This window comes from Neisseria dentiae, from assembly GCF_024580525.1.
In the GTDB taxonomy this organism is placed as follows: domain Bacteria; phylum Pseudomonadota; class Gammaproteobacteria; order Burkholderiales; family Neisseriaceae; genus Neisseria; species Neisseria dentiae_A.
The window spans coordinates 50,215-68,405 of the sequence record NZ_JANIKQ010000015.1; the positions used below are offsets into that span (position 1 = coordinate 50,215).

Below are 18,191 nucleotides of genomic sequence, written 5' to 3' on the forward strand. Positions count from 1 at the left end.
TATTGCTACTGTTGTATTGCTAGCGTTTTTGCTTACATCACTTCCAGCGTTTCAATCCCCAACAGTTCCAAGCCCTGTTTCAGCGTTTCGCCGGTTAGCGCAGCCAGTTGCAGGCGGGTGTTGCGGGTTTGGCCGTCGGCTTTCAGAATCGGGCAGGCTTCGTAGAAACGGGAAAACAGCGTGGCCACTTGGTAAAGATAAGCGGCCAGATAATGCGGATAGGATGTATCGGCGGCGTTTTGCAGCACGTCTTCAAACTTCAGTAGCTCCACCGCCAGCTGTTTTTCCAGCGGCTCGCTCAAGGTTAAAGCGGCGGTTTTGTCCCATTCGCCCGCTTTGCGGAACACGCTTTGCACGCGGGTGTAGGCGTATTGCAGATAGGGCGCGGTATTGCCTTCGAAGCTGAGCATCACATCCCAGTCGAACACATAATCGCTGGTGCGGTTTTTGCTCAAATCGGCGTATTTCACCGCGCCGATACCAACGGGGCGGCCGATTTTCGCCGCTTCTTCCGCTGCCAATTCACTGTTTTTGCTTTGCACCAAAGCGGTGGCGCGCTCGACCGCTTCGTCCAGCAAATCCACTAATTTCACAGTATCGCCCGAACGGGTTTTGAACGGTTTGCCGTCTTTGCCCATCATGGTGCCGAAGCCGATAAACTCGGCCGACACGTTTTCGGGCAGCCAGCCGGCTTTGCGCGAAACGTTAAACAATTGTTCGAAATGCAGTTTTTGACGGGTATCGACCACATACAGCAGGCGGTCGGCTTTAAGTTTGCCTACGCGGTAACGCACACAGGCCAAATCGGTGGTGGAATAGAGAAAGCCGCCGCCTTGTTTCTGCACGATAAAGGCGGCGGGGTCGCCGTCTTGGTTTTTGAATTCGTCGAGAAACACCACTTTGGCGCCGTCGTCGTCCACCGCCAAACCTTTTGCGCTCAATTCGTTGATAACATTGTGCAAATCGTTGTTATAAATAGATTCACCCGCCACATCATCGGGGGTGAGCAGCAAGCCCAGCGTGTCATACACGTTTTGCGCGTGGTGCAGGGAAATTTCGACGAACTGCTTCCATAAGGCCAGCACGGTTTCGTCGCCGCTTTGCAGTTTCACCACATATTCGCGGGCGGTGTCGGCAAAGGCGGGGGCTTCGTCGAAGCGCACTTTGGCGTTACGGTAAAACTGTTCCAAATCGGAAAGTTGGAATTCGGCATTGTGTTGCTGCTGCTCGACCATATAGGCCACCAGCATGCCGAACTGTGTGCCCCAGTCGCCGACATGGTTTTGACGGATAACGGTGTGCCCCAAAAAGCCGAGGATGCGGGCGATGCTGTCGCCGATGATGCTGGAGCGCAAATGGCCGACGTGCATTTCTTTGGCAAGGTTGGGGGAGGAATAGTCAATCACCACGGTTTGTTTGTTGGCCGTTTCCGCCACGCCGCAGCGCGCATCGTTTAAGGCCGCGCGCAGGTGTTCGGCCAAAAAGCCCGCATTCAGGCGCAGGTTGATAAAGCCGGGGCCGGCAACTTCGGCGCTGTCGATAACGGCGCTGCCCGCGAGCGCATCGGCCACTTTTTGCGCCAGCTCTCGCGGGTTCTGCTTGGCCTGCTTGGCGGCGCCCATTACGCCGTTGATTTGGAAGTCGCCGAAATCGGCGTTTTTGGCGGGCTGCAAAATCACCGGCGCGCCGGCGATACCGGCGGCGGCAAAGGCTTGTTCGGCTTCTTGGGAAACGGTTTGGTGTAGGTTCATTTGGATAATGCTCGGGTCAATCAAATAGGTAAAGGCCGTCTGAAACGGCCTGCGGGTTCGGGCGTTATTTTAAAAGAAATCGGCGCGGGGTTGTAGCTTTTATTTAATGGCGGGCGGGAAAGCGGAAAGGCCGTCTGAAAACGGGCGGATGGTTTTCAGACGGCCTGGTTTGGGTTTTTATCAGATGGCGGCAAACAGGCGGGATTGGATAACTTACTTACGCCCGCTCTTTTGATTTTGGTCGCCGCCGTCGAACCACTTCAAGCCTTTGCCGCTTTCTTTGCTGCCGTTTTGGCCGGATGATTCACGGCTGATTTCGGCGGCGAACTGCTCTTCGCAGGGAATGCCGTTTTTATCACCGTCCATTTTCACATTGGGGCAATGGTTCAGGAAGAATTTGGCTTCGTCGTAAGATTTCATCTGCGAGCAGTATTCCCTGCCATCGCACTTGAATGCGGCGGGGACTTTGCTTTTTTCCGTGGCTTCCACCGCTTCTTTCCAAGCGCGGCGTTCGGCCATCATTTTTTCGGCCACTTCATCGACCACAACGGCATTGTTGGTTTGGCTTGCGCGGTAGGTTTGCCAGTAATCCAGGCCGTAATAGCCGGCGGCGCCGAGCAGGGGGATGCCGATCAGGGCGGCGGCCATGCCCGCAAGCCAGCGGTTCAGGTTTTTGGGGGCATCTTCGTTTGATTCGGCCTCAACGGCAGCGGGTTTGCGGCGGCGGTTGAGGTATTCGATGTTTTTGGCTTCTTCGGTGCCGCGCTGATTGCTGACGATTTCAAACGATACGGTTTCGCCGTCGCGCGGCGGCGGGTTTTCGGTTTCGAATTCGCCGATGTGGGCGAAGATTTCCGCTTTGGTTTGTTCTTCTTTGATGAAGCCGAAGCCGAGTTCGTAGTCCCAGCGCATGATGGTGCCGTGGTAACGCATATTTTCCCTTTTTGATATTGTTGTTATGCAATTGCGCTATTTTAAAAGAAAGCTGTTTAAAACACATCATTTTTTTTGACCGGCCTTAAATATGTAAAACGTTTTTTTCAGACGGCCTTGACAAACCCTTTGAAAAGATTATATATAAAATCACTACACAAAATTACAAAACACAACACAAGTGGTGATTATGCCTACAATTGAAATTATTCCCATCAGTGAATCCGCGCTGGCCTGCGTGCTGCCGCCGCCTGCCGCGTTGCCGAAACAGCAGCGGTTGTGGGCGTTTGCTAATGCGGTGCAGGCGCTGCCCGAAACGGAAGAAGCGGTAACGGGCATGAACAATTTAACCGTGTTCGTGCGGGCAGACACCGATTTGCAAGCATTTTCAGACGGCCTCTACGCATTGTGGTCGCAAACCGAAGCCGTTAAGCGCAAAGGCAGGCGCGTGCGTATTCCCGTGGTTTACGGCGGCGAGTTCGGCGAAGACTTGGCCGAAGTGGCGGCCTTTCACCAAACCAGCGCCGAGGAGATTGTGCGCCGCCACACCGAGCCTGTTTATACGGTGTTTATGATGGGTTTCCAGCCCGGATTCCCTTATTTGGGCGGGTTGCCGGAAAACCTGCACACGCCGCGCCGCGCGGTTCCGCGTATCAAGGTGCCGGCCGGTTCGGTGGGCATAGGCGGCAGCCAAACGGGCGTGTATCCGTTTGCTTCGCCGGGCGGCTGGCAGATTATCGGCCGCACCGAAGCGCCTTTGTTTCAGATAAGCGCCAACCCGCCCACCCTGCTGGCGGCGGGTGATACGGTGCAGTTTGTGGCAGAAAGGATTTGGCTATGATGTATGTGGCCGATATTCAGGCAATGGCCCATATACAGGATTTGGGGCGCTACGGTTTGCGCCGCTACGGCATCGGCCACGCGGGCGCGATGGACACGTTGTCGCTGCGGGCGGGCAACCTGCTTTTGGGCAATCCCGAAGGGGCGGCGGCGGTTGAAATCGCTTTGGGCGGCATGAGCGTATCGTTTGCCCACGACACGCCTTTCTGCATCACCGGAGCGGTTTACGAGGCCCAGCTCGACGGCGAACCCGTTTATTCCTACTGGCGCTACACCGCCCGCCGCGGGCAAACCCTGAAACTGATACGCGCCGTGCAGGGGATGTATGGTTATTTGTGTGTGTACGGCGGCTTCAACGTGCCGGCGGTGCTCGGCTCGCGCAGCACCGATTTGCGGGCGGGTTTCGGCGGTTTCGAAGGACGCTGCCTGCGCAAAGGCGACGAAATTCCGCTCAAGCACCGCGGTTTCGAAGCCAAGCATGTGGGTATCGCGCCGCCCACGCCGTCGCACCGCATCCATGCGCTGCCTTCTTCGGAATACGGTGCTTTCACGCGGCGCGCCCATTCCGTGTTGTGGCAGAACGCGTGGACGCTGCAAAGCGACAGCAACCGCATGGGCTACCGTTTCGACGGCGAAACACTCGAATTGGAAACCCCGCTCGAAATGTTGTCGCATGCCGTGCAGTTCGGCACGGTGCAGGTGCCGCCGGGCGGCAAGCCGATTATTTTGATGGCCGACACGCAAACCACCGGCGGCTACCCGAAAATCGCCTGCGTGGCCGCGGCCGATTTGGGGCGGCTGGCGCAAATCCGTTTCGGCGGCAAAATCTTTTTCAAGATGACCACGCCGCAAGGGGCTGCGCAACTGCAACGCCAAAACCAGGCTTATTTAAACCAAATCAGAAGGATAGCCGAAAATGCACGTTGATTTGAACGCCGATTTGGCCGAAGGCTGCGGCAACGACGGCGCGCTGATGCAGCGGGTGTCGTCGGCCAATATCGCCTGCGCCCTGCACGCGGGCAGTGCCGCAGAAATGCAGCGCGCCCTTGCTTGGGCGAAGCAATACGGCGTGCGCGTTGGGGCGCACCCCGGCTACCCCGACCGCGAAAATTTCGGCCGCACCGCCATGGTCTTGCCCGAAGCCGAACTGCGCGCCTGCCTGCAATACCAACTCGGCGCCCTGCAAGCCTTGTGCGATGCGGCGGGCGTTCAGACGGCCTATGTGAAACCGCACGGCGCGCTATACAACCAAGCCGCCGCCGATGCCGCGCTGGCGGAAATTGTGGCTGACACAGTGCGCCGCTTCAACCCCGGTTTGAAACTGATGGCACTGTCAAACAGCCTGCTGCTGGAAGCGGGCCGGGCAGTGGGTTTGGAGGTGATTTCGGAAGTGTTCGCCGACCGCCGCTACCTACCCGACGGCAAACTGGTGCCGCGCAGCCGCCCCGATGCACAAATAGAAAGCGATGAAGAAGCCATCGCCCAAGTGTTGCAGATGGTGCGCGAAGGCAGCGTAACCGCCGTGGACGGCAGCCGCACCGCCGTGCGCGCCGACAGCATCTGCCTGCACGGCGACGGCGCACACGCCCTTGAATTTGCCGATAAAATCCGCGCGGCTTTACACGCGGAAGGCATCGCGGTTAAGGCCGTCTGAAAAGCCGAAAACGCATGAAACTAATTGTTGTGAAACTAATTGTAATGATGATGGTCTTGAGAATTTGATATTTTTGCAGCATTTTGATTGATTCTGCTGTCGGCGCGCCCCGCCCGAGTTCTTAAAATAATTTTCGGGGCGAAACCACCCGGCGGCAACTTTGCACAAGGAGCGTCATATGTCTGTCAGCAACCGTCGCAACGCGCTTATCGGCGCCGCTTTCCTGATGGCCACATCGGCCATCGGCCCGGGTTTTCTCACCCAAACGGCTACGTTCACCCAAAACCTGCTCGCCAGCTTCGGCTTTGTGATTCTGATTTCCATCTTGCTCGATATCGGCGCGCAATTGAATATCTGGCGCATCATCGCCGTATCGGAGCAGCGCGCACAAGACATTGCCAACCGTGTGTTTCCCGGCGCGGGTTATTTTCTCGCCCTGCTGATTGTGATAGGCGGGTTGGCGTTTAATATCGGCAATGTCGGCGGTGCGGGCTTGGGCATCAATATCCTCACCGGCCTGTCGCCTGAAATGGGTGCGATTATCAGCGGCGGTGTGGCCGTGGGCATTTTTCTGTTCCGCGAAGCAGGCAGGGCGATGGACCGGTTTGCACAAGTGATGGGCTTTATCATGATTGCACTCACGCTTTATGTGGCTTGGCGTGCTTCGCCGCCGCTGGGCGAGGCCGCACTGCGTACGTTTGTGCCCGAAAAGCTCGATGCCGTTGCCATCGTTACGTTGGTGGGCGGCACGGTGGGCGGCTATATCACCTTTGCCGGTGCGCACCGCTTGCTCGATGCGGGCGTGAAGGGTAAGGAGTCGCTGCCCGAAGTGAACAAAAGCTCGGTTTCGGCCATTCTGATTGCCTCAGTGATGCGGGTGGTGCTGTTTCTGGCCGTGTTGGGCGTGGTGTCGCAAGGAGTGGCGCTCGACCCGCAAAATCCGGCCGCAACGCCTTTCCGGCATGTGGCCGGCCACGCCGGGCTGCTGATTTTCGGCGTGGTGATTTGGGCGGCCTCGATTACGTCGGTGATCGGCGCGGCCTATACCTCGGTGTCGTTTATCGCAGGCTTAAGCCCGGCCATCGAGAAAAACAAAAACAAATGGATTATCGGCTTTATTCTGATTTCCACGCTGGTGCTCGCCACAGTGGGCCGCCCCGCGCAGGTGCTGGTGTTGGTGGGCACGCTCAACGGCCTGATTCTGCCCATTTCGCTCGGCCTGATTCTGCTGGCCGCCTACCGTACCGACATCATCGGCGACTACAAACACCCGAAATGGATGACCGCGTGCGGTATCGTGGTGGTGGTGGCCATGGCCGTGTTGAGCGGCATGACGCTGGTGAAATATATCGGCGGTTTAACGGCCTGACGGGTCGGGATATTCTAAATAACACAGGCCGAGACCTTTGCAAAATTCATTTAGGCCGTCTGAAACATCAGATTATCGTCATTCCTGCGTAGGCGGGAATCCAGTCATTTTTTCGTAAGTTATTGAAATAAAATAATTGATGGTTTAAAGGCTGAATTCCCGCCTGCGCGGGAATGACAGAATTTAAGTATTTCAGACGGCATTCAGGGTATTTTTGCAAAGGTCTCAGGCCGTCTGAAAAATATGTTTTCAGACGGCCTTATTGTTTTCAGCAAACAAAACAAACTGCATTGGCAGCCACTTTTAAAAACGCCCGTTTTCCCCCACAATACGGTTTTCAGCGACTGACCCACTTACAAAGGCAACCATCATGTGCCAACTGCTCGGCATGAACTGCAACACCCCCACCGACATCGTTTTTTCGTTTGAAGGTTTCCGCCGCCGCGGCGGTTTGACCGACCACCATGCCGACGGCTTCGGCATCGGCTTTTTCGAAGGCCGGGGCGTGCGCCTGTTTCACGACGACAAACCCAGCGCCAATTCGCCGGTGGCCGATTTGGTGAAGGCTTACCAAATCAAATCGGAAAACGTGATTGCCCATATCCGCAAAGCCACGCAGGGGCAGACTTCGCTTGCCAACACCCACCCGTTTATGCGCGAAATGTGGGGCGGATACTGGCTGTTTGCCCACAACGGCCATCTGAAAAACTTTTTTCCCAAAGAAGGCGGTTTCTACCGCGCGGTGGGCAACACCGATTCGGAGCGTGCGTTTTGCTATATTCTGGAACAACTTCGCCGCCGCTTTTCCGAGCGCCCCGACGAAAACGCCCTGTTCGACGCCGTGGCGGAGCTGACCGCCGAAATCCGCGAATACGGCCTGTTTAACTTTATGATGTCGAACGGCGAATGCCTGTTTGCCCACGCCAGCACGCTCCTGCACTATATCGTGCGCAAGGCTCCGTTCGGCGAAGCGCATCTGATTGACGACGACGTGAAGGTCGATTTCGCCGCCGTTACCACCCCCAACGACAAAGTGGCGGTGATTGCCACCCTGCCGCTCACCGCCAACGAAACCTGGCTGCAACTGGCCGTTAACGAGCTGGTGATGTTCCGCGAAGGCGACATCGTGCGCCGCCATGCGCCCGAGCACCCCGTTTACATGAGCGCGGAAGAGGGTTTGGCCATTGCCAGAGCGGCAGGCGTCAGCGTTTGAATTTGTGCGGTTTTTGGGGAAATATTTACCGCAACGGGTTTCTAAAACACCGGCGTTAAGTTTGGGCATGACGGAAACCTTTGCAAGCCGATTAGGCCGTCTGAAAGTTTCAGACGGCCTGTGTTTTGTTTTACAATCCGCCCGTTCTGTTCCGATAATTTTACAGAGGAGACCCTTATGCCGTCCGCACCGTTCCGCCTTTCCGTTTTAGCCGCTGCCGCCGTGTTGATTGCCGCCTGCGGCGGGCAGGAAAAAAACACCGCCGCTTCGGCCCCAACCGCCGACACCGTTACCCGCAACAACGTAACCGAGCCGCAGTCGCTCGATCCGCATCAGATTACCGGCGTGCCCGAAATCAACGTGGTGCGCGACCTGCTGGAAGGCTTGGTGGAAACCGACGGAAAAGGCGCCGTGATTCCCGCCGCCGCCGAATCATGGGAGAGCGGCGACAACAAAGTGTGGACGTTCAAACTGCGCGAAGGTTTGAAGTGGAGCAACGGCGAACCGCTCACCGCCGAAGATTTCGTGTATAGCTGGCGCCGTTTGGTCGATCCGAAAACCGCCTCGCAATACGCCACCTATCTTCAGGCGGCCAAAATCGAGAATATCGACGAAATCTTAAAAGGCGAAAAATCGCCCGACACCCTCGGCGTGAAAGCCGTCGATCCGCAAACGCTGCAAATCACCCTCACCGCCGCCGTGCCGTACTTCCCGCAAATGCTTTATCACGCCGCCACCAAGCCCGTACACCGCGCCACCGTGGAAAAACACGGCGTGAAATGGACGCAGCCTGAAAATTTCGTCGGCAACGGCCCTTATGTGATGAAAAACTGGGTGGTCAACGAGCGCATCGAGCTGGAGAAAAACCCGCAATACCGCGATGCGGCCAATGTGAAAATCAATAAAGTGGTGTTTCTGCCCATAGGCTCGCAAACCGACGACGTTGCCCGTTACGAAGCCGGCGAAGTCGATATCACCGACGCGCTGCCGCCCGAAATGTATGCCAAGCTGCAAGAAAAATACCCGCAAGAATTGAAGCGCAGCCCTTATCTTTGCACTTATTATTTTGAAATCAACAACCAAAAAGCGCCGTTTGACGACGTGCGCGTGCGCAAAGCCCTGTCGCTGGCCTTAGACCGCGAAACCATCGCCGCCAAAGTGCTGGGGCGCGGCGAAGAGCCGGCCTACAACCTGACCCGGGCGGGCACCGCAGGTTTCGTGCCTTACGTGCCCGAATGGAGCAAGCTCGACCAAGCCGCCCGCGTGGCCGAAGCCAAAAAACTGCTGGCCGAAGCAGGGTATAGCGAAAGCAAGCCGCTCACCTTCAGTTTTTTATACAACACCTCGGAGCAGCATAAAAAAATCGCCGTGGCCGCCGCTTCAATGTGGCAGCAGGCTCTGGGCTTCGTGAAAGTGAACCTTGAAAACCAAGAGTGGAAAACCTATCTCGACAGCCGCCGCAACGGCAACTATCAAATCGCCCGCGCATCGTGGTGCGGCGACTACAACGAACCTTCCACATTTTTAAACACCCTGCAATCGGCCAACAGCAGCAACCGCGCTTTCTATAAAAACGCCGATTACGACGCGTTGTTGGCCAAAACCCTGCAAGCGGATATCGACGATAAAGAACGCACCCGCCTCTACACTCAGGCCGAAGCGCAAATCGATAAAGACAGCGCGGTAATTCCCGTTTACGGTTATGTGAATTCGCGGCTGGTGAAACCGCACATCGGCGGCTATTCCACCGAAGACGTGTTAAACGAATTGCCGAGCAAACGTTTGTTTATTCAGAAATAGTTTTATATTTTTGCAGTATTGCGAAGGCCGTCTGAAAATATTTCAGACGGCCTGTTTGTTCCCTACAAAAACATCAGATGCGCATCGGCATCACGATATATTTGAAATTCGGGTTGTTCGGAATGGTAAACAGCGTCGAACGGTTGGCATCGCCGAACGCCAGCTGCATATCGTCGGCATGAACGTTGCGCAGCACGTCCATCAGATAACCGATGTTGAAGCCTACTTCCAACTCTTCGCCCTGATAGGCGATTTCCAATTCTTCGCGCGCTTCTTCCTGCTCGTTGTTGCTGCACACCACACTCAACAGGCCGGGGCGCAGCAGCAGGCGGGCGCCGCGGAATTTTTCGTTGGCCAAAATGGCGGCGCGCTCCAGCGCACCGAGCAGCTGGGTGCGGCCCACCAGAAAGATTTTGTCGTTGTCCAGCGGAATCACACGGTTGAAATCGGGGAACTTGCCGTCCACCACTTTGCTCACGATAACGGTGTCGTTGCAGCGGAAGCGCACCTGATTGTTAAGCAGCTCCACGGTAATCGGCTCGGCAGGATGGTTCAGCAGCTTGAACAGCTCCAGCACGGTTTTGCGCGGCAGAATCACTTCGGCCTTGGGCAGATCGGCGTCGATGGTGGTGCAGGAATAGGCCAGGCGGTGGCCGTCGGTGGCAACGAGGCGCAGTTGGTCGCCTTCCACCTGCATCAAGAGGCCGTTGAGATAATAGCGGATATCTTGCACGGCCATGCTGTATTGCACTTGCGAGAGCATGTTTTTAAAGGCTTCCTGCGGCAGTGAGAAAGCGGCGCTCACGTCTTCGCCCACGCTCATCAGCGGGAAATCTTCGGCAGGCAGGGTTTGCAGGGCGAAACGGGATTTGCCGGCTTTGAGGGTGAGGCGGTTCTGCGCCCAATCCAGCGCTACCAGCGAGCCTTCGGGCAGCGCACGCAGGATGTCCTGTAATTTTTTGGCATTGGTGGTAACGCGGAAATCTTCGGCCTCGCTGTGGGGGCCGGAGGTGTTAATCTGGATTTCCAAATCGGTTGCCAGAATATTGGTTTGCCCGTGTACGTTTTCGAGCAATACGTTCGACAGAATCGGCAGTGTGTGGCGGCGTTCGACGATGCCGGTTACCGCTTGCAGCGGCTTGAGCAAGGCATCGCGTTCGGCTTGTAAAATCAACATGGTTATCCCTTCAGGCTCTTCAGTTTTGGATAATGATCAACAGTTTTTCGTAATCTTGGGCTAATTCCGGGTCTTCTTCGCGCAGCTTGGCCACCGCCTTCACGCCGTGCATCACGGTGGTGTGATCACGCCCGCCGAATGCGTCGCCGATATTGGGCAGGCTCAGGTTGGTAAGCTCTTTGGTCAGGCTCATTGCCACCTGGCGCGGCCGGGCGATGTTGCGGGTGCGCTTCTTACCGAGTATATCACTGATTTTTATACGGTAATATTTTGCCGTGGCATCGATAATCAAATCGGCGGTAATCACTTTATACGAGCTGGCCACAATGTCTTGCAGGGCGTTGCGCGCCAGATCGATATCAATCGGTTTTTTCAGAAAGCGGCTGCTGGCGCTCACACGGTTGAACGCGCCTTCGAGTTCGCGCACGTTCGACCTGATCAGGTTGGCGATAAAAAAAGCGGCGTCTTCGTTGAGGGCCACGCCTGCGGCTTCGGCTTTTTTCTGCAAAATCGCCACGCGCATTTCCAATTCCGGCGGTTCCAGCTCTAAGGTCAAACCCCATGAAAAACGCGATTTCAGGCGCGCGTCCATGTCTTCGATTTGGGTGGGCAGCACATCGCAGGTTAAAATCAGCTGCTTTTTCTTGTTATGGAAGTGATTGTAAAGATAGAAGAATTCTTCCATCGTGCGGTCTTTGCCCTTGATAAACTGAATATCGTCGATAATCAGCAGGTCGTATTGTTTGTATTGCTGTTTGAATACATCATAGCTGTTGGTGCGCACGGCGTTCATAAAGCTGCGCACATAATCGTCGGAGTGCATATAGCGCACTTTGGCATCCGGCTTGTTTTTCAACAACTCGTTGCCGATGGCCTGCACCAGGTGGGTTTTGCCCAAACCCGTGCTGCCGTAAAGAAAAAACGGGTTGTAGCCCTGCCCCGGGTTTTCGGCTATCGACTGGGCGGCGGCGGCGGCAATACGGTTGCCTTTGCCCTCCACCAGCGTGTCGAAAGTATAGTCGGGCGACAGATTGGTTTGGCTGTGGTGCGTTTCGCCCTGCGGGCGGGCGGTCTGCTGGCTGCGCGCCGTTTCGCTCTTGGATTTGGCCGCCGGTTTAGCTTCCGCTTCGGCGGCAGGTTTGGATTGTCCACCGTCGGGCGGCAGTTGCTTCATGCGTTCCGCCACAATGTCGCGCGCGCTTTTTTTCGGCGTGGCTTTGGCGGCTGCCGCCTCTTTTTCAGACGGCCCGGCCGCACTGCGGCCGTCTGAAACGTTTGGCGCCATGGCATAAGCCTGCCCCTTGCCGGTTTTAAACAGCAGCGCGGGCATATCGGGCGCCAGCTCGGCGCGTGCGGCTTCGATGGCGGCGGCAAAACTGCTTTTCAACATATTGACGGCAAACTGGTTTTTGCCATATACCACCCACACGCCGTTTTCTTCGCCTACGGTTAACGGCGCAACCCAGGTTTGAAACTGTTGCACCGGCAAGGTGTCGTGTAGGCGGCGCAAACATTGCGGCCAAAATTCTGCAAGCGTCATGTCAGGTGCCCGATTATAGCGGTTTTATACAAAACAAATAATGTAAACGCGTTTTGGCAGATGCCGCTTCCGCGCAGCCCTGCAAACAAAATACTTTTGAATCAACGAATTAAAAACAGCAGGCCGTTGTTTTTCAGACGGCCTGTTGCATCGTTGCAAAGATTCGGCGGATTATACCGAAAATTATCCACAACCGCCATCGGTCGCAACGGTAAAAATACGCGCGCACGGTGCGGTTTGCCGTGCCTTCCGAAAACCATACGCACGCCCGCAAAGGCCGTCTGAAAAGAAACCCGAAGTGAAAACGCAGACGCACGCACAACGGAAAGCGGGCCGCCGCCGGCCCAAACTGTTTTATTAATTGACAAAACCCTAAATTTAGGGTGTAATCCGCGGTTTAATTTTCTGCCATTTAGGAAACAGACATGAAACGCACTTACCAACCCTCAGTAACCAAACGCAAACGCACCCACGGTTTTCTGGTCCGCTCCAAAACCCGCGGCGGCCGTGCCGTTTTGGCCGCACGCCGTGCCAAAGGCCGCAAACGCCTGGCCGTGTAACTTGAAACAAGGCTTTGCCAAGCGTTACCGCTTGCTGAAAACGGATGACTTTTCATCCGTTTTTGCGTTTAAAAAACAGCACGGTTCGCCGCTTATGCAGGTTTTTTACCTGTCCGGCAACGGCTTGGGGCACGCCCGTTTGGGCTTGGTGGTGAGCAAAAAAACCGCCAAGCGCGCGCACGAGCGCAACTATATGAAACGGGTGGTACGCGAATGGTTCCGCTGCCATAAAGAAACGCTGCCGCCCAACGATTTCATCGTGCGCGTGCGCCGCCCTTTCAACCGCAAAACCGCCGCCGAAGCCCGCTCGCAGCTGGCGCAGCTGATACGCAAAGCATCCTGATGGCCGCCAAACTGCTGCTGTGGCTGATACGGTTTTACCAATATGCCGTAAGCCCGCTGATTCCGCCCCGCTGCCGCTACACCCCCACCTGCTCGCAATATGCCGTGGAGGCGGTGAAAAAATACGGCGCGCTCAAAGGCGGCTGGCTGGCCGCCAAGCGCATCGCCTGCTGCCATCCGTGGGGCGGCTGCGGCCACGATCCCGTGCCTTAGCCCGAAGCCTGCCGGCAACGGACACGATGCGTTTCAGACGGCCTGCCGCCAGCGGCATATTTTTCCACCGCAAGCAGGCATTTCTATATAATGCCGCCTGAAACCGCCGGCGCGCACAGCGCAACCGCCGACACCGCCGGACGGATATTTCCGACAAAAACCGCACGAAAACCGGCACACCGGCTCCGGCAACCAACTTTTCTGCGCACGAACCTTTAAGTATCACCAGGAAGATTCTATGGACTTCAAACGATTAATGATTTTTTTTGCTGTGGCTGCGGCGATTCTGTTTGGCTGGGAACAAATGTTCCCCTCGCCCAAACCCAGCCCTGCGCAACAACAGGCGGCGCAAACCGCGCAGCAAAGCGCCGCGCCGCAGGCAGGCCATGCCGCCGCACTTACCCCCACCATTCCGGTTACCGTTACCACCGACACGGTTAAAGCCACCATCGACGAAAAAACCGGCGACCTGCGCGGCCTGACCCTGCTGAAATACAACGCCAGCAGCGACGAAAGCAAAGATTTCGTGCTGTTTAACGACAGCAAAGCCTACACCTATATCGCCCAATCCGAATTATTGAATTCAGACGGCCAAAACGTGCTGAAAGGCCTCGCGTTTACCGCCCCGCAGAAACAATACACCCTCAGCGGCGATAAAACCGAAGTGCGCCTGAGCGCGCCGGAAACCGCCGGCTTGAAAATCGACAAAGTTTACACCTTCACCAAAGGCAGCTACGTCATCAACATGCGTTACGACGTAACCAACTCAAGCGGTGCACCGGTTAAACTCGACGCCGTTTACCGCCTGCTGCGCGACAACAGCAAACCCGAAGGCGAAGGCTATTTCAACCAAACCTACGCAGGCCCCGTGGTTTACACTCCTGCCGGCGAGTTTGAAAAAGTGCCGTTCGGCGATTTGGACGACGACTACAACTCCGGCAAAGACCAAGCCGAATACGTGCGTAAAACCGACAGCGGCTGGTTGGGCATGATCCAACACTACTTCATGGCCACTTGGATTCTGCAACCCAAAGACGGCAAAACCGTCTGCGCCGCCGGTGCCTGCCAGATCGATCTGAAACGCCGCAGCGACAACCTCTATTCCGCAGCCGTGCGCGTGCCTTTGGCCGCCGTGCCCGCAGGCGGCAAGCTCGACACAGGCATCGAACTGTATGCCGGCCCGCAAACCACCAGCGTGATCAGCAAAGTGGCCGACAACCTGCAATTGGCGAAAGACTACGGCAAAGTGCACATTTTCGCCTCGCCGCTCTTCTGGCTGCTGAACAAACTGCACGACTTCGTCGGCAACTGGGGCTGGGCGATTGTTTTGCTGACCATTATAGTTAAGGCCATTCTTTATCCGCTCACCAACGCCTCTTACCGCTCGATGGCGAAAATGCGCGCCGTCGCCCCGCGCCTGCAAGCGCTGAAAGAGAAATACGGCGACGACCGCATGGCCATGCAGCAGGCCATGATGCAGATGTATAAAGACGAAAAAATCAACCCGCTCGGCGGCTGCCTGCCGATGCTGCTGCAAATTCCCGTGTTCATCGGTTTGTATTGGGCGATTTTCTCCTCGGTGGAACTGCGCCAAGCGCCGTGGCTGGGCTGGATTACCGACTTAAGCCGCCCCGACCCGTGGTTTATCCTGCCCGTGATTATGGCGGCCACCATGTTTATCCAAACCTACCTGAACCCGCCGCCCACCGACCCGATGCAGGCCAAAATGATGAAAATCATGCCGGTGATTTTCTCGGTGATGTTCTTCTTCTTCCCCGCCGGTTTGGTGCTTTACTGGGTGGTCAACAACATCCTTACCATCGCGCAGCAGTGGTATATCAACAAGAGCATTGAAAAACAGCGCGCCGCCGGCGAAGTGGTATCGTAACCGGCAGGCGAAAAGGCCGTCTGAAAGCGTTTCAGACGGCCTTTTTCATTGCCGTTAAATCAGATATAGCGGCTTAAATTCAGAATAGGACAAGGCGCCGAGCCGCAGACAGTACAAGTAGTACGGCAAGGCGAGGCAACGCCGTACTATTCTGAATTTAAGCCGCTATAAAAAGCGCTGAAAACACCTGCCGAATCAGGTATAATTCATAAATTATTTTGCCGTTCAAACAATGGCTTTTGCATACTTGCGAAAACCTGTTTTCAGACGGCCTGCCTAACTTCAATCAGCAGGAAAAAATCACTTATGAGTAAGCAAGAAGAATACGGCGCCGAAAGCATACAGGTGCTCGAAGGCTTGGACGCAGTGCGCAAACGCCCGGGCATGTATATCGGCGACACGCAAGACGGCTCCGGCCTGCACCACATGGTGTTCGAAGTGCTCGACAACGCCATCGACGAAGCGCTGGCCGGCCATTGCGACCAAATCACCGTTGCCGTTAACGCCGACAACTCCATCACCATCGAAGACAACGGCCGCGGCATCCCCACCGGCATCCACCCCAAAGAAGGCCGCTCCGCCGCCGAAGTGATTATGACCGTGCTGCACGCGGGCGGTAAGTTCGACAACAACAGCTACAAAATCTCCGGCGGCCTGCACGGCGTGGGCGTATCGGTGGTGAACGCCCTTTCCGACTGGCTGCGCCTCACCATTTACCGCGACGGCAAAGAACACTTCGTCGAATTCAAACGCGGCGTGGCAACCGAACCGCTGAAAGTGGTGGGCGACGCCCCCGCCGAGCGCACCGGCACCAAAGTGCAGTTTTTAGCCAGCGAAGAAACCTTCGGGCTGGTGGAATACCATTTCGACATTCTCGCCAAACGCATCCGCGAACTCTCGTTTCTCAACAACGGCGTGGGCATCAAACTCACCGACATGCGCGACGGCAAAGAAGAAGACTTCGCCTTTTCGGGCGGTGTGGCCGGCTTCGTGCAATACATGAACCGCAAGAAAACCCCGCTGCACGAAAAAGTGTTTTACGCCAGCGGCGAAAAAGACGGCATGGGCGTGGAAGTGGCCATGCAGTGGAACGACAGCTACCAAGAATCGGTGCAGTGCTTCACCAACAACATCCCCCAGCGCGACGGCGGCACCCACCTCACCGCCCTGCGCCAAGTGATGACGCGCACCATCAACAACTACATCGAATCCAACGAAATCGCCAAAAAAGCCAAAGTCGACACCAGCGGCGACGACATGCGCGAAGGCTTAACCTGCGTGCTTTCCGTGAAACTGCCCGACCCCAAATTCTCGTCACAAACCAAAGACAAACTGGTTTCCAGCGAAATCGGCCCCGTGGTGAACGAAGTGATCAGCCAGGCGCTGACCGACTTTCTCGAAGAAAACCCCAACGAAGCCAAAACCATCTGCGGCAAAATCGTTGATGCCGCCCGCGCCCGCGAAGCCGCCCGCAAAGCCCGCGAAATCACCCGCCGCAAAGGCGTGATGGACGGCTTGGGCCTGCCCGGCAAACTGGCCGACTGCCAAGAGAAAGACCCCGCCTTATCCGAGCTTTACCTCGTCGAGGGCGACTCGGCGGGCGGCTCGGCCAAACAGGGCCGCGACCGCAAATTCCAAGCGATTCTGCCCCTGAAAGGCAAAATCCTCAACGTGGAAAAAGCCCGCTTCGAAAAAATGCTTGCCAGCCAGGAAGTCGCCACCCTGATTACCGCGCTGGGCGCAGGCATCGGCAAAGAAGAATTCAACCCCGAAAAACTGCGCTACCACCGCATCATCATCATGACCGATGCCGACGTGGACGGCGCCCACATCCGCACCCTGCTGCTCACCTTCTTCTACCGCCAAATGCCCGAACTGGTGGAGCGCGGCTACATCTACATCGCCCAGCCGCCCCTCTACAAAGCCAAACACGGCAAGCAGGAGCGCTATCTGAAAGACGAATTTGAAAAAGACCAATGGCTCTTGGGCCTGGCCTTAGACAAAGCCAAAATCGTTTCAGACGGCCGCACCATCGAAGGCGCCGAACTCGAAAAAGCCGCCAAACAGTTTATGCTGGCCAAAAACGCCATCGCCCAAGAAAGCCGCGTAATCGACGACTCGGTGCTGCACGCCATGCTCTACGCCGCCCCTGCCGACCTTTCCAGCGCAGAGAGTACCGACGCCGCCATCGCCGCGCTGATGCCGCTGCTCAACGAAAAAGAAGTGGCGTTGGAACGCATAGAAGGCAGCGAAGGCAGCCACTTCATCAAAATCACCCGCAAACTGCACGGCAACGTGGCGGTCAGCTATATCGAACCGAAGTTTTTAAACGGCAAGTCGTACCAAACCCTTACCCAAACCGCCGAACTGCTCAACGGCCTGGTGGGCGAAAACGCCAAACTCTATAAAGGCGACAACGAATACGACGTTGACAGCTTTGAAGACGCGCTCGACATTCTGCTGCAAAGCGCGCAAAAAGGCATGAGTATCCAGCGCTACAAAGGCTTGGGCGAGATGAACCCCGAGCAACTGTGGGAAACCACCATGGACCCCGCCGTGCGCCGCCTGCTGAAAGTGCGCATCGAAGACGCCATCGCCGCCGACGAAGTGTTCGTTACCCTGATGGGCGACGAAGTCGAGCCGCGCCGCGCGTTTATCGAAAACAACGCTCTGATTGCGCAGAACATCGACGCTTAAAAACTTGTGCCGATACAACAGGCCGTCTGAAAACACAGATACAACTGTAGGAAATGGTCGGGTTGTTTACACAACAGGTTGGGAATGAAGCCTGTAAAACCTCAAAAGGGGTGTCGCCTTTCAGGCTCTTGTGGGGCTTGACGGTGTTATAAAAGTTAACAAAACGACATAACTCTTTTTGCCGGTGTGCCGAATCCTTAAACGGATGCTTGTC

Annotated in this window: 15 protein-coding genes and 2 pseudogenes; 12 read left to right on the top strand and 5 right to left on the bottom strand. The window is 56.1% G+C overall.

The window, feature by feature from the left end; all coding sequences use genetic code 11:
• Window positions 1-32: 32 nt before the first annotated feature.
• The gene (gene argS / locus NQ012_RS09640; protein WP_257067383.1) at window positions 33-1,751 is read right to left on the bottom strand and encodes an arginine--tRNA ligase; all 1,719 of its coding nucleotides are present in this window, start codon (window positions 1,749-1,751) and stop codon (window positions 33-35) included.
• A 213-nt stretch (window positions 1,752-1,964) separates the two neighbouring features.
• A complete protein-coding gene (locus NQ012_RS09645; RefSeq protein ID WP_257067385.1) occupies window positions 1,965-2,684 on the bottom strand; it encodes a cold shock domain-containing protein in 720 nt (239 codons plus the stop codon).
• Between the two features lie 190 nt (window positions 2,685-2,874).
• On the opposite strand from NQ012_RS09645, the gene pxpB reads away from it, so the two are divergent.
• The 6 genes from pxpB to NQ012_RS09675 all read left to right on the top strand — a co-directional run bounded on the left by pxpB (window position 2,875) and on the right by NQ012_RS09675 (window position 9,560).
• Entirely contained in the window at window positions 2,875-3,525 is a 651-nt protein-coding gene (gene pxpB, locus NQ012_RS09650; protein ID WP_257067387.1) for a 5-oxoprolinase subunit PxpB, read from the top strand.
• A complete protein-coding gene (locus tag NQ012_RS09655; RefSeq protein ID WP_257067388.1) occupies window positions 3,522-4,451 on the top strand; it encodes a 5-oxoprolinase subunit C family protein in 930 nt (309 codons plus the stop codon). Before pxpB ends, NQ012_RS09655 begins: the two co-directional genes overlap by 4 nt.
• Complete coding sequence (gene pxpA, locus NQ012_RS09660; RefSeq protein ID WP_257067389.1) at window positions 4,441-5,178, top strand: 5-oxoprolinase subunit PxpA; 738 nt, start codon at window positions 4,441-4,443, stop codon at window positions 5,176-5,178. The genes NQ012_RS09655 and pxpA overlap by 11 nt, the downstream gene beginning before the upstream one ends.
• A gap of 178 nt (window positions 5,179-5,356) precedes the next feature.
• The gene (locus NQ012_RS09665) at window positions 5,357-6,547 is read left to right on the top strand and encodes an NRAMP family divalent metal transporter (RefSeq protein ID WP_257067390.1); all 1,191 of its coding nucleotides are present in this window, start codon (window positions 5,357-5,359) and stop codon (window positions 6,545-6,547) included.
• A gap of 370 nt (window positions 6,548-6,917) precedes the next feature.
• Entirely contained in the window at window positions 6,918-7,760 is an 843-nt protein-coding gene (locus NQ012_RS09670) for a class II glutamine amidotransferase (RefSeq protein WP_257067392.1), read from the top strand.
• A gap of 177 nt (window positions 7,761-7,937) precedes the next feature.
• A complete protein-coding gene (locus tag NQ012_RS09675) occupies window positions 7,938-9,560 on the top strand; it encodes an ABC transporter substrate-binding protein (protein ID WP_257067394.1) in 1,623 nt (540 codons plus the stop codon).
• Between the two features lie 73 nt (window positions 9,561-9,633).
• Here NQ012_RS09675 and dnaN read toward each other — a convergent pair whose 3' ends face one another.
• The gene (gene dnaN / locus NQ012_RS09680) at window positions 9,634-10,737 is read right to left on the bottom strand and encodes a DNA polymerase III subunit beta (RefSeq protein ID WP_257067395.1); all 1,104 of its coding nucleotides are present in this window, start codon (window positions 10,735-10,737) and stop codon (window positions 9,634-9,636) included.
• 19 nt (window positions 10,738-10,756) lie between these two features.
• On the bottom strand, window positions 10,757-12,277 hold the full coding sequence (gene dnaA, locus NQ012_RS09685) for a chromosomal replication initiator protein DnaA (protein ID WP_257067397.1): 1,521 nt from the start codon (window positions 12,275-12,277) through the stop codon (window positions 10,757-10,759).
• A 425-nt stretch (window positions 12,278-12,702) separates the two neighbouring features.
• Here dnaA and rpmH point away from each other — a divergent pair, with 425 nt between their 5' ends.
• The 6 genes and pseudogenes from rpmH (at window position 12,703) to gyrB (ending at window position 17,977) form a co-directional block, all read left to right on the top strand.
• The gene (gene rpmH / locus NQ012_RS09690) at window positions 12,703-12,837 is read left to right on the top strand and encodes a 50S ribosomal protein L34 (RefSeq protein WP_002214728.1); all 135 of its coding nucleotides are present in this window, start codon (window positions 12,703-12,705) and stop codon (window positions 12,835-12,837) included.
• Window position 12,838: 1 nt separating this feature from the next.
• Entirely contained in the window at window positions 12,839-13,180 is a 342-nt protein-coding gene (gene rnpA, locus NQ012_RS09695) for a ribonuclease P protein component (protein WP_257067400.1), read from the top strand.
• On the top strand, window positions 13,180-13,392 hold the full coding sequence (yidD, locus tag NQ012_RS09700; protein WP_257067402.1) for a membrane protein insertion efficiency factor YidD: 213 nt from the start codon (window positions 13,180-13,182) through the stop codon (window positions 13,390-13,392). The genes rnpA and yidD overlap by 1 nt, the downstream gene beginning before the upstream one ends.
• A gap of 238 nt (window positions 13,393-13,630) precedes the next feature.
• Window positions 13,631-15,280, top strand: a complete 1,650-nt coding sequence (gene yidC / locus NQ012_RS09705; protein WP_257067404.1) for a membrane protein insertase YidC — start codon at window positions 13,631-13,633, stop codon at window positions 15,278-15,280.
• Window positions 15,281-15,341: 61 nt separating this feature from the next.
• Window positions 15,342-15,448, top strand: a pseudogene (locus NQ012_RS09710) (IS5/IS1182 family transposase); the annotation flags it as partial.
• Window positions 15,449-15,586: 138 nt separating this feature from the next.
• On the top strand, window positions 15,587-17,977 hold the full coding sequence (gene gyrB, locus NQ012_RS09715) for a DNA topoisomerase (ATP-hydrolyzing) subunit B (protein ID WP_257067406.1): 2,391 nt from the start codon (window positions 15,587-15,589) through the stop codon (window positions 17,975-17,977).
• 82 nt (window positions 17,978-18,059) lie between these two features.
• On the opposite strand, the pseudogene NQ012_RS13085 reads toward gyrB, so the two are convergent.
• Window positions 18,060-18,191: pseudogene (locus NQ012_RS13085) on the bottom strand (integrase core domain-containing protein); the annotation flags it as partial.